The 14583-nt window shown below is 40.7% G+C and carries 13 protein-coding genes; 8 read left to right on the top strand and 5 right to left on the bottom strand.

Annotated features, from left to right (window positions below; genetic code table 11):
- Positions 1-36: 36 nt before the first annotated feature.
- From QZT69_RS06730 to QZT69_RS06720, 3 genes are all read left to right on the top strand, one after another.
- Positions 37-1608 (top strand): S8 family peptidase, encoded by a 1572-nt coding sequence (locus QZT69_RS06730; RefSeq protein ID WP_294672093.1) that lies wholly within the window; start codon positions 37-39, stop codon positions 1606-1608.
- A gap of 67 nt (positions 1609-1675) precedes the next feature.
- On the top strand, positions 1676-2155 hold the full coding sequence (locus QZT69_RS06725; protein WP_294672090.1) for a nuclear transport factor 2 family protein: 480 nt from the start codon (positions 1676-1678) through the stop codon (positions 2153-2155).
- Positions 2156-2243: 88 nt separating this feature from the next.
- Positions 2244-3434 carry a hypothetical protein gene (locus tag QZT69_RS06720; protein ID WP_294672087.1) on the top strand — a complete coding sequence of 397 codons (1191 nt, stop codon included), beginning with the start codon at positions 2244-2246 and terminating at the stop codon, positions 3432-3434.
- Positions 3435-3502: 68 nt separating this feature from the next.
- Here the strand turns inward: QZT69_RS06720 and yidC are convergent, their stop codons facing one another.
- The 3 genes from yidC to QZT69_RS06705 form a co-directional block, all read right to left on the bottom strand.
- Complete coding sequence (yidC, locus tag QZT69_RS06715) at positions 3503-5455, bottom strand: membrane protein insertase YidC (RefSeq protein WP_294672084.1); 1953 nt, start codon at positions 5453-5455, stop codon at positions 3503-3505.
- Between the two features lie 174 nt (positions 5456-5629).
- Positions 5630-7240 carry a CTP synthase gene (locus tag QZT69_RS06710; protein ID WP_294672082.1) on the bottom strand — a complete coding sequence of 537 codons (1611 nt, stop codon included), beginning with the start codon at positions 7238-7240 and terminating at the stop codon, positions 5630-5632.
- 215 nt (positions 7241-7455) lie between these two features.
- Positions 7456-8364: a polymorphic toxin type 23 domain-containing protein gene (locus tag QZT69_RS06705; protein WP_294672080.1), complete on the bottom strand. Its 909-nt coding sequence runs from the start codon at positions 8362-8364 to the stop codon at positions 7456-7458.
- A gap of 127 nt (positions 8365-8491) precedes the next feature.
- Between QZT69_RS06705 and QZT69_RS06700 the strand changes: the two genes are divergently transcribed.
- Positions 8492-9529, top strand: a complete 1038-nt coding sequence (locus QZT69_RS06700) for a sensor histidine kinase (RefSeq protein ID WP_294672077.1) — start codon at positions 8492-8494, stop codon at positions 9527-9529.
- Positions 9526-10305: a response regulator gene (locus tag QZT69_RS06695; RefSeq protein ID WP_294672074.1), complete on the top strand. Its 780-nt coding sequence runs from the start codon at positions 9526-9528 to the stop codon at positions 10303-10305. The genes QZT69_RS06700 and QZT69_RS06695 overlap by 4 nt, the downstream gene beginning before the upstream one ends.
- A gap of 77 nt (positions 10306-10382) precedes the next feature.
- On the opposite strand, the gene QZT69_RS06690 is transcribed toward QZT69_RS06695, so the two are convergent.
- Positions 10383-11219 (bottom strand): S1-like domain-containing RNA-binding protein, encoded by an 837-nt coding sequence (locus QZT69_RS06690; protein WP_294672072.1) that lies wholly within the window; start codon positions 11217-11219, stop codon positions 10383-10385.
- Positions 11220-11341: 122 nt separating this feature from the next.
- On the opposite strand from QZT69_RS06690, the gene QZT69_RS06685 reads away from it, so the two are divergent.
- Positions 11342-11839, top strand: coding sequence for a DUF6265 family protein (locus QZT69_RS06685; RefSeq protein ID WP_294672070.1), 498 nt, complete (start codon positions 11342-11344; stop codon positions 11837-11839).
- 37 nt (positions 11840-11876) lie between these two features.
- Positions 11877-12137 carry a hypothetical protein gene (locus QZT69_RS06680; RefSeq protein WP_294672067.1) on the top strand — a complete coding sequence of 87 codons (261 nt, stop codon included), beginning with the start codon at positions 11877-11879 and terminating at the stop codon, positions 12135-12137.
- A gap of 299 nt (positions 12138-12436) precedes the next feature.
- On the opposite strand, the gene QZT69_RS06675 is transcribed toward QZT69_RS06680, so the two are convergent.
- Positions 12437-13243 (bottom strand): universal stress protein, encoded by an 807-nt coding sequence (locus QZT69_RS06675; RefSeq protein ID WP_294672065.1) that lies wholly within the window; start codon positions 13241-13243, stop codon positions 12437-12439.
- A 170-nt stretch (positions 13244-13413) separates the two neighbouring features.
- Between QZT69_RS06675 and QZT69_RS06670 the strand changes: the two genes are divergently transcribed.
- The gene (locus tag QZT69_RS06670) at positions 13414-14565 is read left to right on the top strand and encodes a metallophosphoesterase (protein WP_294672063.1); all 1152 of its coding nucleotides are present in this window, start codon (positions 13414-13416) and stop codon (positions 14563-14565) included.
- The last annotated feature ends 18 nt before the right edge of the window (positions 14566-14583 follow it).

The raw sequence follows: 14583 nt of genomic DNA, 5'->3' as shown, positions 1-14583 counted from the left end.
GGAATTGTATTCCTGTCAAAAAAAGAATTAACAGTCATGAAGAAAAGAATTCTCACATTGTCAATCGCCTTATTTTCTGTTGGTGTAATGAACTTTATTTACGGCCAGAAAGTAGAAGAAATCAAGAACTGGTATAACGGAGCTACACCCGGAATGAATACTGAAAAAGCTTATTCCAGCCTGAAAAAGAAACAGTCAACTACAGTTATAGTCGCAGTCATCGATTCAGGAATAGATATTGAACATAAAGACTTACAGGGAAAAATCTGGACAAATGAAGACGAAATTCCGAATAACGGGATTGACGATGATAAGAACGGATACATTGATGATGTTCACGGGTGGAACTTCCTGGGAAATCCGAACGGAGAGAACCAGAATTATGCGCGTTTGGAAAAAACACGTATTTGCGCCGACCTGCATTTAAAGTTCAAAGACAAGTCCGAATCAAGCATCGCTGAAGCGGATAAAGCAGATTATGCAAAATACCAAAAGCTGCTAAAAGAAATTGAAGCAGAACGCCAGGAGAACCTGGGAGCTTTGGAACAATACACCCAATTGAATGAAATGTTCCCGATGCTGAAAGCGAAATTGGTGGAGAAATTAGGAGCTAACTACACAGAGAAAGATGTAGACGCATGGAAACCGGAATCTCCGCAGGATCTGCAGTTGAAGCAGCTTGGAAAATACATTGCCAGCGGACAATTGAATGAAGAAGCATTGAAAGATGCTCTTGATCACTTTGATGGGAGTGCAAATTACCAATTGAACATGGAATACAACGATCGTCAATTTGTTGGAGACAACCCGGATGATTTCAGTGATGTTCATTATGGAAACAACGATGTTGAAGGACCGGAAGCGTCACACGGTACTCACGTAGGTGGTATTATCGGTGCAACGAGACACAACGAATTAGGTGGCGACGGGGTTGCTGAAAATGTTCGTTTGATGTCATTGCGTGCAGTACCGAATGGAGACGAGCAGGATAAAGATGTTGCTTTGGCAATTCGCTACGCGGTTGACAATGGAGCTTCTGTGATCAACATGTCTTTTGGTAAAGCATATTCAAAACACCAGAAAGAAGTTTACGATGCTTTGGCTTATGCCGATTCCAAAGGTGTTTTATTGATCCATGCTGCAGGAAACGACGGTGTAAACCTGGATGAGAACCCGAATTTCCCTACAAACGAGTATTCATTCCAGTCAAAACCATTGGATATGTATATCTGTGTCGGTGCCTCTACAAGAGACAAAAAGCACCTGGCTGCTGATTTCTCAAACTACAGCTCACGTCAGGTGAATATTTTTGCTCCGGGATTTGAAATTTACAACACTGTTCCGCAAAGTGATTACAAAATCCTTCAGGGAACTTCGATGGCAGCTCCTATGGTTTCAGGTGTTGCCGCTTTATTGAAATCTTATTTCCCTTCATTGAGCATGAAAGAAATTAAAGACATCATGCTTGCTTCTGCTAAGCAATACAAAGGAACAATGATCCCTGCACCGGGAACAGGTTCTTCTGTAGATTTCGGAACACTTTCTTCAACAGGCGGAGTTATCGATATCTCTGCTGCTGTGAAAATGTGCCAGGCAAAAGTTAAATAATCATTCGATTACCAATTTGTATTAATGCCGTCTAAACATTTTGTTTGGACGGCTTTTTTTATCGCTTATGAAAACAATTAGATTTATTCCGGTCCTTTTAATGGGGGTATACCTGCTTGCAGGATTCACACAGCCAAAACCGGCAGAAACAGAAAAGATCGATCAGCTGATTGACAATTGGCACAAAGCCGCAGCCGAAGCGGACTACAGCAATTATTTTGGTTTTATGGCTGAGAATTTCATTTTCTTGGGTACAGACCCAACCGAACGCTGGAACAAAGAACAGTTCAGCGGATTCTGCAAACCGTATTTTGATAAAGGGAAAGCATGGGATTTCCGCAAGATTGAACGCCATATTGAAATTTCCAAAGACGGTAAAGTTGCCTGGTTCGATGAGAAGATCAGCACCTGGATGAAAGACTGCCGTGGAAGCGGTGTGTTGGTCAAAGTAGGAAAGGAGTGGAAATTAACGCAGTACAACCTTGCTGTACTCATTGAAAATGATAAGATCAAAGAGTTCATTCAGCTACGTGACCTTGTAAAATAATCAGGACTAGGAAATTACGTTAACTTTTTTTAGCTCAGATAAAACTAATCCTCGTACGGTTTTTGGTATCTTAAAGAAAACCAAAGTCATGAAACGATTAGTTTATTTGGGGTTGATCATGTTGGCCGGGCCAACATTCAACACATTCGCTCAGGAAAGTGACAGTACCGGCATGCCAGGAGATAATTTTGATTTACAGGGAGCTTTAAACCTGTTCAAAGAATCCAAAAACCTGGAAGATTTCGAGAAAAAACTGAATTCGGAATCAAATCATGTGAACAACCTGGATCTAAACGGAGATAACAAGATTGATTACATCCGTGTGATTGATAAAAAAGAAGGAAACAGCCATGCCATTTTACTTCAAATTCCGGTAAATAAAAAGGAGAGCCAGGATATTGCTGCTATTGCAATTGAGAAAAAATCCGATAAAGAGGCTCAACTTCAAATTATCGGGAACGAATCTATCTACGGTGAAGAAACAATCATGGAACCGATTGATGAAAAAGAAATTAAAAAATCAAGCGGGCCTGCAACACTTTCAGCACCGGTAATAGTATTCGTCAATGTTTGGTACTGGCCTTGTGTGCAGTACATTTACGACCCATTCTATGACCCGTGGTATTCACCGTATTACTGGGGCTACTATCCGTCTTGGTGGAATCCGTGGCCTCCGGTTTATTATCATGTTTACTATCAGCGCATGTACTATTACCATGGCTGGTGTCAGTACACTCCTTATTATCATGTTCCTCATGCACGTGCAATTTATGCGTCCAATCACTCGAATAGTAATACAGTGCGCAAACGTTATGAATCGCAGCGTGCGGCATATAGGGGAAGGTCTTCGTATAACAATGAATCTGCAAACGGTTCCAAAGGACGTGTTGAATCCGGAAAAACACAACCTGCTACGGGAAGAGCGGGAACTGAAATAAAAAAAGAACCTGTGCGTCCTGCGACGGCAAATCCACAACGTCAAACTACGAAAAGGGAAGTGCCAAGACCGATCCGTGAAGGAGAAAACAATCGGGGAACAATTCGTGAGAACAACAATGGAAATACACGAACTGTTGAACCTGCAAGAAGAACTCCGACAACAACTCCACAGCCACGGCCGGTAGAAAGACCTCAAAGAATTGAGCGCCAGCCAAGACCCGTGGAAAGAAGTCCGCAAAGAGTGAATCCGCAGCCACAATGGCAAACACAACCAGCTCGTCAGGCACCTGTGAACAGACCGGTTGTCCGACCTGGAAACGGTGGCGGAAGGGGACGATAAAGAATAAAAAAACGTAGGGGCGTCTCGGTTAAACCGAGACACCCCTACGTTTTTTATAAAGATATACTCTATTTCTTTTTCCTGTTTTTTGCCTGCTCTAACTGAGCCTTTTGTGCATCTTCCAGACGCTGCATAAAGCTGGATTTCTTCTTAGGAGCTGCTGTTCCTTTTTTCGCTGAATTCACTTGTGCTTCTGCCATTTTTGCTTTCAGTTTTTCTTCATCCACGAAGAAACGCTTAATAATGAACATAAGGATAATTGTCATCAACGTTGAGATAAAGTAATAGTAACTCAAACCTGAAGAGTAATTATTGAAGAAGAAAATCATCATAATCGGGAACATGTACATAATAATTTTCATGTTCGGCATTCCCGGCTGTTGTTGCTGCGTCATGTTTGACGAGTTCAAATGCGTATAAGCCAAAGTTGTTACAGCCATCAATAAAGTAAACAGGGAAATGTGGTTACCATATAACGGAATATAAGTTCCAAAATCCCAGATTGAATCGAATGAAGACAAATCTTCAGCCCATAAGAATCCACGCTGTCTCAAATCAAACGTCGCCGGGAAGAATCGGAACACAGCCAATAAGATCGGCATCTGGAACAACATCGGAACACAACCGGCAAGAGGAGAAGCACCGGATGCGCGGTAAAGTGCCATCATATCCATTTGCTTTTTCATTGCATCTTCCTTATTCGGGTATTTCGCATTGATTTCATCAATCTGAGGCTTCAAAATGCGCATTTTCGCAGAAGAAACGAACATTTTCCATTGAACCGGCATCAAAACCAATTTCAGGATGATGGTCAATAATAAAATAGCAAGACCGGCATTTACTCCCAAATTCAGGAAAAACGTAAATACAGGCTGAACCGCATATAAGTTGATCCAGCGGAAAATTCCCCATCCAAGATTTAAAATATCGTCATAGTCTTTATCGTAAGCTGCCAAGGTGTGGTAATCATTCGGTCCGAAATACCAGGAGAAACTTGCTTTCCCGTCTTTTACAGACTGCATTCCCAGGTTCAATCGTGAACGGTATTTGCGAATATGCGTAAAGAACTGATCAGATCCTTCTTTGTAATTGGTTGACGTAAATTTCGTTCCTTTTACCTTGAAACCGTTATCTGCATCCAGAATAGAGGAGAAGTAGCTTTGCTTGTAGGCAACCCATTTCATATCTTTTTCAGCTACTTTGTAACTCTCGGCCACTTCACTGTTCCAATCCAGTTTTCCGTCTGTTCCTTCGTAGCAAATCGTTGAAACTTTACGCTGCTCGGAAAGCAAACGCTCAGAACGAAGCATTTCCATCTGCCAGTCAAGCATTACCGAATTCGGCAGTACTTTTCCGTTCAAATCTTTCATTTCGATGGTATAACCCAAATCATATCCACCTTTCAGGTTATAGGTGTAAATGATAGATCCATCCGCAACATCGTGTTTGAAAACTACTTTGTGCTTTGATTTTGAAACGATCTCAAATTCTTTGTTCCCGGTAACATACTTATTCCCGGCAATGTTAAAGATCAATTGGTTTTTATGATCACCGTCTTTGAACAAATAAAGCGGAGTAATTTTATTGTCTTTTTTGGCGAAATCTACATAAGACTCATATTCTTTCAACTGAACAGCAGAAACAATCCCGCCTTTCGTTGAAAGATCAACGATCAGTTTTTCAGATTCCAGGCGTACGATTTCTCCTTTTGCCAAAACATTAGAAGGAACTTTCACTTTTGCAGCGATCGTTGTATCTCTCTTTGTTTTTTCGTTGTAATAAACCAAACCGCCTTTTTCGTCCTTGATTTGATTTCCATCCTTGTCTTTTTTAGCTACAAGAACCGGTTTGTTCTTTTCAGCTTTTTTTGTAGAATCAGCATCTTTCTTTGCTTGTTCTGCCAATTCACGTTGCTCTTTTTGCTTAGCTTTTACCTCTTTTTCACTTGGCTGGCTCATGTATGTGAACACTACCAACAAGGCACCGATAAGCGTAAGACCAATAACTGTATTCCTATCCATTCGTGTTTATTTAGTTGTTTGCTTTGAATTCTTCAAATGTGAGCAATTCAAAACACTGTTTTTCAGTTTTCTTAATTTACCAAAGTGCTCATTACTGCACTTAAGTTTGTTTTTTATTTCTAATCACTCATTATTCGCTACCGCGAATATCTTTTTCGAAAGCGATGTTTTCTCTTATTTTTTATATTCTATGGCTGCTTTTACGAAAGCAACAAATAATGGGTGCGGATTATCTACGGTACTCTTGTATTCCGGGTGGTATTGTGCACCTACGAACCAAGGGTGTTCCGGGATCTCAACTACTTCAACCAATCCTGTTTCCGGATTTTTCCCGGTAGCGATCATCCCCGCTTTTTCGAAAGCTTCCAAATACTCATTATTGAACTCATAACGATGACGGTGTCTTTCTTCAATAGATTCTGTATTGTATGCAGAAGCTACCTTTGTATTCGGTTTCAACTGACATTTGTAAGCTCCCAAACGCATGGTACCACCCATGTTTGAAATACTCTTTTGCTCTGCCATCATTGAAATTACCGGGTATTTGGAGTCTTCAGCGATTTCAGTAGTGTGTGCATCTTCGTAACCAAGGACATGGCGGGCAAATTCAATCACCGCACACTGCATTCCCAGACAAATTCCGAAGAAAGGAACTTTATTCTCACGGGCATAACGCACCGCTTCGATCTTTCCGCTGATACCTCGCGAACCGAACCCCGGAGCAACCAAAATCCCGTCCAGTCCTTCCAGTTCAGCCTCGATATTTTGCTTGGTCAATGATTCCGAATGGATCCATTTCAAATTTACACGAGCTTCATTCGCAACTCCTCCGTGAATAAATGCTTCTGAGATAGATTTGTAGGAATCTTTCAATTCTACGTATTTACCTACCAAACCGATGTTTACTTCCTGGATTGGATTTTTCAAACGCGTCAGGAATTCTTTCCACTTTCCTAATTCGGGAGAATTCTTGGATGGAAGTCCCAATTTTTCAAGCACTACCTTATCCAATTCTTCTGCCTGCATCAATAAAGGAACGTCGTAGATTGATTCTGCATCCCGCGATTCAATTACGGCATTCATACTTACGTTACAGAATTTAGCAATCTTCTTGCGGATCGTTAAATCCAGTTCGTGCTCTGTTCTGCAGCATAAAATATCCGGCTGAACACCCAATTCAAGCAATTGCTTTACGGAGTGTTGCGTTGGTTTTGTTTTCAGTTCACCCGCAGCAGATAAGTACGGAATCAATGTCAGGTGCACAACCAAACAGTCGTTTTCAAATTCCCACATCATCTGACGCACAGCTTCCACAAAGGGAAGTGATTCAATATCACCGACTGTTCCACCGATTTCCGTAATAACGATGTCAAATTTCCCGGTCTTACCAAGGATTTGAATGCGCTCTTTAATTTCATCTGTGACATGAGGAATGATCTGAACGGTTTTTCCCAAATATTCTCCTTTGCGCTCTTTATCAATAACGCTTTGGTAAATTCTTCCGGTAGTTACGTTGTTTGCCTGAGATGTAGGAACATTCAGAAAACGTTCGTAATGTCCCAAATCCAGATCTGTTTCTGCACCATCGTCCGTTACGAAACACTCCCCATGCTCATAAGGATTCAATGTTCCCGGATCAATATTGATGTAAGGATCTAATTTTTGGATTGTCGTAGAGTAACCGCGTGCCTGAAGCAATTTTGCCAAAGAAGCTGAGATAATTCCTTTACCCAAGGATGATGTTACCCCCCCGGTTACAAATACGTATTTTGTTGAATTGGACATATATAAAAATTGTAACTACGGGGCGCAAAATTACATCAAATAAATGAATATACGAGCATGTTTGAGTGGGTTTTTCAGAAATAAAGGCGAACTGTAGAATTATGCTTTTCTATCCGTTTTTAAAATCGGTCAATTGTACCGCATAATTCTACAATTACTAATTACAAATCTCTAATTACTAATTAATTTGGTAATTCATAATTGGTAATTAGTAATTAATAAGGTAATCCATCATTCAAGAACGTCTGAAAATAAAACCGCGGTTTTCGTGCTTCTTTTCGGGTGAAAACGTTATTGCCGGCTTCATCCAAACGTGGGTAATGAGGCGTATTCCGTACCATTTTCTTTGGAAATAATACCAAATCGTGGCTGAGCTTATTTTGGAAGACATGCCGGATTTGTTCGCTGTCCCAACCAAGCCGTGCCCCGGCAGTCTGTACCCCCACGAACCGGTGTTTCAATTCACCATAAAGGATTCCATGATTTAGTTTCCCAAAAGGTCCGGATGTCAAATCGCGGTATCCGTTCGGTGCACCCGGTCGTGGATTTCTATCCCAAACGGTTTCAGCAGTTTCGCCGGTCCAGATCGTCAAGCCGATACTTGCTTTATATAAACTGTCGCGGTATGATACAATCAGACCTCCCGTACGAAAACGGTCTTTCGCCTGACCGCCGAACACATCGTTTTCCATTAAAATATCAATTCGCTGAATTCCCAGGTTCCAGGCACCTGATCGCTGCGAAGTTCCCACCCGGTCTAAGTACCAGTAATGTGCATACCCGATGGAATATTCGGATTTTGATTGGTGGAGCGGTCCGTCCCAATCCATATTTATCGGACCTCGTCCTTTTCCAAACATTAAAACCCCACCTGCACTTAAACGCAGTTCTCCGAAATTATTCCTGTTTCCCAGGTTCGTCAAAAAGTAGCGTGTGGTAACTCCTGCATTTAATTGCACGAAATCATTGCCGACATATGAATCCAATTTCAGTCCGAGTGAATTTTGATGAGAACCGAATGCCACCAGGAGTGTAGCTTTTATTCCTGCATCGGGTTTCCAGCGATTTTGGCAAAATGCCAATACCGATGGACAAAAGAAGAACAGGAACAAGAAGCGATTCATGAAAAACGAATTTACAATTTTCAGACCGAAATAACTTGTCTTCACGAAATACATCCAATTAACCTGTAAAAATGCCGTTTAATTGAAACCTGCGTATTTCGCTCCGGAATTCGTTTAACTTTGATTTATGTTTAAAGCAAGAAGGACATATTGGTTAGCTCAAATAGGAGGGTGGGCACTGCTTTCACTGCTTATTTTTTCGGCTTCTACTTTTTCAAACCAAAGCATTGACCTTAAAACAATTGTTATTTCTACCGGTTGCTTCTTTGTATGGGGAATCATGCTAACCCATATGATGCGCTATTTCTTTATAGCAATGGGCTGGCTGAACATGCGTCTTACCAACCTGATTCCGCGGGTTTTGATCACTTCAATTGTTGTTGCAGCCATTATGTCGCTTTTAAACATGCTGGTTTCACATTTTGTTTCGAAAATCCCTTTTAAATTCTCCATTGTAGAGTTCTCGCTGGATGTTTCTGCTACGTTGATTTTCTTTATCCTATGGAACAGTGTTTACTTCACCTTTCACTTTTTCCAGCGGTCGCGTGAGCAGGAAGTCAATAACCTGCAATTGACAGCAAGTCACAATGAGATCGAACTCAAAAACCTGCGTTCACAGTTGAATCCACACTTTTTGTTCAATTCACTGAATTCTATTCGTGCACTCATCGATATTGAACCCTATCGCGCTCAGGAAAACATTACGAAACTTTCCAATCTGCTTCGTAAGTCACTGATTATCGGAAGTGAACAGCTTGTACCACTGGAAGAAGAATTGGCTATCGTTCAGGATTATCTGGACCTGGAAAAAGTGCGTTTTGAAGAACGTTTGGAAATTGTCCAGGAATTAGATCCGCATGTCACGCATTTTTTAATTCCACCCTTCATGCTTCAGACTTTGGTTGAGAACTCGCTGAAACACGGGGTTTCGCAATTGATTGAAGGTGGTACCGTTTGGATACGGACAAAAAAAAGAAGCGAATCTATTGTCCTGGAAGTTGAGAACAGCGGCAATCTGCGTTCAACGCGCAAAGATTCAACCGGAATCGGTATCTCAAACACGCTTAGAAGACTGGAACTACAATACAAAGGAAAAGCCCATTTCCAACTAAAACAAAACACCCCGCAAACTGTTATTGCAATCATAGAAATTAAAGAAGTATGAAAACTATAATCATTGATGACGAGAGACTTGCACGTGAAGAGTTAAAGAAACTCTTGAAGGATTATCACGAAATTGAGATCATTGACGAAGCAAAGAACCCGGAAGAAGGAATTGAGAAGATCAAAGCTTTAAAGCCAGATTTGATTTTCCTGGATATTCAAATGCCCGGTATGACAGGCTTCGATATGCTTAAAAAGCTGGATGAAATTCCCCAAGTGGTTTTTGTTACGGCATTTGATGATTTTGCCCTGAAAGCTTTCGAAGTCAATGCTTTGGATTATGTGCTAAAGCCTGTAGATCCGGCGCGTTTGGATGAAACAGTCAAAAAATTACTCAATAATTCGGAGGCAGATTTCCAGTCAACAGCAAAGGCACCGAAAATCGATCGTTCATCGCGTCCATTGACCATTTCCGATTCTATTTTCATCAAAGACGGAGAAAAATGTTTCTACATATCCCTTGAAAAAGTACGCATGTTCGAAAGCGACGGAAACTACGTGAAAGTTTACTTTGAAAAGAGCAGACCTTTAATTCTCAGATCATTAAACAGCCTGGAAGAACGTTTGGAACCACAACATTTCTTCCGCGCGAACCGGAAATACATCATCAACCTGAATTGGATCAACCGGGTAGAAAACTGGTTCAACGGAGGGTTGCAGGTAGAATTGAAACCTGTAGTTATCAAAACGGCAACCGGTGAAGAAATCCGTGAAGGGGAGAAGATCGAAATTTCGAGACGCCAGGCAATTAAGTTTAAGGAACTCTTTTCTATTTAATGGAAAATGCAAAACATGTCAATCTCAAAGCTGGATCAATTTAACTGTCCGGCTTTTGAATTTTGCATTTTGAATTTTTAATTCTCTATAAGAGTGATTCCATTCTCGTGAATACTGATCAAGCGCTGTTTGTAAAGATTTCCCACAACTTGTTTGAAGACCTTTTTTGACCAGCCTGTTCGGTATTGAATTTCTTCCGGAGAGGATTTGTCTGTTAAATCCAGGAAGCCTTCATTATCATGAAGCATGGCGAGCAGTTTTCTGGAATGCGTATCAATCTTTTCATATCCCGGTTTTTCCAGGACGATATCCAGCTTTCCGTCGGGACGTACTTTCTTTACGTAACCTTTCAGGTTTTCACCCATGCGGACTCTTCGGTGCAATTCGTTTTTGAAGATCAATCCCTGGAACTTGTTGTTTACGAGCACTTTCAAGCCTAAATCTGTGAATTCCCAAACCATCAGGTCTACCAGGTCATTTTCCTGGAGTTCGTCGTCCTTAACCGGCTCGATATACATCCCAATCCGTGAAGTACCGACCAATCGCTCAGTTGCTTCATCAATATACATATAAATGAAATAATGCTTTCCTTCTTCCAAAGGTTTCGGCTGTTCCCGGTAGGGAATGAGCAAATGTTTTTCAACTCCCCATTCTGCAAAAGCACCGTATTGGTTTACTTCCACAATTTTCAAAAAGGCGAATTGATTTACAAGTACTTTCGGAGTCAGTGTGGTTGCAATGATCCTGCCTTCGGAATCTTTGTACAAAAACACTTTAACCATATCATCAATCTGAAAAGACGGGTCCACATATTTTGTTGGTAACAATACATCGTTCCCTTCTTCATCTTCCAGGTACGCTCCAGGACTCGTAAAACGGTCGAGACGCAATTCATTATAAACTCCTAATTCCACGGGTTAAAGTTAATCAAATTGAGAATTGAAAAATGGAGAAGGTAAAAAGGATTTATCTTTTATATGAGATTTTGAATGCTTTGCATTAGTAAATTGTATCTTTAAGAATCAATTCTGACTTTATGAAACGGCATATACTTACGAGTTTATCTTTAGCAGCATTATTAATCACCGCTTGCGGCGGTAAAGAAGATTCTCCTGAAAAAAGGCAAGAGAAGAGCAGACTGGAAAAAGCTGCATGGCTCCTGGGAAGCTGGAAAAACAGTTCCGATCAGGGAACGATGACCGAAACCTGGACAAAGGACAATGCGGATTCCTATTCTGCAAAAACATACTTTGTAATTGGCAAAGACACTGTTTTTAGAGAATTATCCAGGCTGGAAGAAACAGGAAGTAATCTTCAGTGTGTGATCTCTATAGAAGGAGAAAACGATGAAAAACCGGTTACATTCGTTATGACCAAACAAAGCGAGCAAAACCTCGTTTTTGAAAACCCAAAGCACGATTTTCCGAATAAGATTACCTATCAACAAAAGGGAGATTCGGTTATTGCTGAAATTTCAGGAATGCAGAAAGGAAAAATTGAGAAAGAACGCTTTGCGATGGTAAGGGTAAAGTAATTTTTGAAGGCAATTATCTTTTTCATACTTTTGAAATATGAGCACTGCAGAAAACAAATTGAGTTTGGTTCAAATGATAGTAGAATCTGAGGATAAAGCTTTTATCTCGAAAGTACTTGAATATGCGCGTTCATTAAAAAAAGAAAAAACAACTCATTGGGAAGAAGAACTTCCGGAATATGTTGCAGAAGAATTGCGTTTATCGATCGAGGAAGCAGATAACGGAACAGATCCGGGTATTCCGCATGAAGAGATGCTGGAAGAAGCCAGAAGAAAATACCCGCATTTAAACCTGTAATCTATGATTATCTGGAATAAGCGAGCAGAGACTTCATTAGATAAAATCACTGATTATATTGGAGAAAATTTTTCTCGAAAAGAAGAAGATGTTTTCTTAATTCAGGTGTTATAAACCCTAACAGCAATAGATGAATTCCCCATGGCTTATCCTGAGGTAAAAACACCAAAACGAGCCAAAAAAGCGGTAATACATCCGCATAGTACCTTGTTCTACCGCATTGAAAGCAAAAATAAAATCCGTCTATTACTTTTTTGGGACAACCGAAATAATCCGAAGAAAATTAAATAGCCTGTTTTCTAGAAATACAAATTCCCCGATTGCTTCGCTGCAATGATCATACAAGGCAATTTCAAATCATTGGTTATCAACGACTGCGCAAAATTATCGAATTGTGGCAGTAAACTTTCAGAATGATAGGCAAGTGCAATTAATTCAATGTTCTTTTCTTTCACGTATGCCATTACTTTTTTGGAATAGCTGCCGCTGGAAGGAAGCAGGTTTACTTCACATTTAGCACCTTTCTCATCGTATTTGTTACGGATCAATAAAACGCGGTTTTTGGTTTGCTGCGACAATCCTTCATCCGCATGTTTTTCCCCGATTACGTGAACTGTTGCATCAAAAATACGGGCTAAATCTCCTGCCGGACTTACGATCTGAAGACTTTCCTTCGTTAGATCGATCGGAACCACAATGTTTTTGATATCTACGTGCTTGGTTTCTTTTTGTACAATGATAAACGGAACATCACAGCTGGTAATCACCTTCATGGCAAAACTTCCGGTTAATTTCTGGAATCCTTTTGCTCCATGAGTCCCCATTAAAATCAACTGTGCATGTTCGCGGTTGGCAATTTTATTGATATCGGTAAAAATGTCGCCGACCGTAACCAGCACAAACATCTCCACATTTGTCGGAACTGTTTTTGATTTTACAATATCCCAAAGTTTTGCTTCAGTAGCAGCAATTTTAGCTTTGTTATCAACTAAATGCAGCAACATAATGTCCGTTCTAACGTGCGTACCAAGGAATAAAGCGTAGTCCAAAGCAGTGTTCCCAACCTCGGTCAAATCATGTGGGACAATGTACAAATTTCGACTCATAGCGATTATTTTTACACCAAAGTAGCCAAAAAAACGATTCAGTAAGTGTATTAATTTTTAACAACTCAATGTTGAACAAATATTTCGCCGATTATTTCACCGATTTTAACGAAGATTGGCTTAAGGGTCGTACTGCCCCATCTAAATTTGCTTATTCTTAAAAATACATCATGTTCGGATTTATTCTTTTACTCATTCTTTTAGCCCAGGCTACACTTTCATATTCACTGTTCGAATTCCAAAATCCTTTCGTTATCATACTTGGAACGGTCCAACTGGTGCTGTTCTTCGGAAGTATGATTGTTATGATGCGTGCAATCAGGAACCGCAGAACAACCGATTACCGCAAAGGATTCAATGCATTTGGTGTAATGATCGCAGCGGGAGTTCCGGCACTTGGTTTCTTTCCTTTTGGGATTATTTACCTGATTACCGGAGTTGCTCTTATTGAATATATTGGTTTTGGAGTTACAATAGCGATGCTGTTTGCTATTTTATCCGGAATTATTTGGGGAAGATGGAACTGGAAAACCCACATTGTTGAACTTCCCTTTGAGAACCTTCCCGCAGATTCAGACGGATTGAAGATTGTCCAGATCAGCGATGTCCATGTAGGAAGTTTCTTTAATAAATACGATAAAGTAGAAAAAGCCATTCAGCAGATCAATCAACTGGAAGCCGACTTTGTGTTCTTTACGGGAGATTTAGTGAACAATCTCGCTGAAGAAATGCTTGGGTGGGAGCCGATCTTTTCCAAAATTGAGGCTAAAAGAGGAAAATACAGTATTCTGGGAAATCATGATTACGGAGATTATGTTCCCTGGGACAAGGAAGAAACAAAGAATGCTAATCTGGCAAAACTCATCACGATACACCAGGAGATCGGTTTTACACCATTACTGAATGAAGCCGTAGAATTGAAACCCGGGTTTTGGCTGCTCGGAGTGGAGAACTGGGGAACAGCACCATTCAGACAAAGCGGAAAGTTAGAAGAAACCCTGGAAAATGTTCCCGCGGATGCTTTCAAACTCTTACTCTCTCACGATCCCAGTCATTTTGACGAACAAGTGGCGGAGAAAACAGATATTGACCTGACCTTGTCGGGACACACACACGGGATGCAGTTCGGGATTGAGCGTTTCGGGATTAAATGGAGCCCGGTTTCTTTCCGCTACAAAAAATGGGCTGGGCTTTACAATATCGGGAAACAATTCCTATATGTCAACCGCGGATTCGGGTATTTGGGATTCCCGGGAAGAGTAGGGATTTACCCGGAGATTACTTTGATTAAATTACAACGATCTACAATTGAACCGAAGTAGGGGTGAAAAATTTTTCAC

Source organism: uncultured Fluviicola sp. (assembly GCF_902168135.1).
Classification (GTDB): Bacteria; Bacteroidota; Bacteroidia; order Flavobacteriales_D; family Crocinitomicaceae; genus Fluviicola.
The sequence above is the reverse complement of the archived record's forward strand: the minus strand, read 5'-3'. Positions and strand labels throughout refer to the sequence as shown.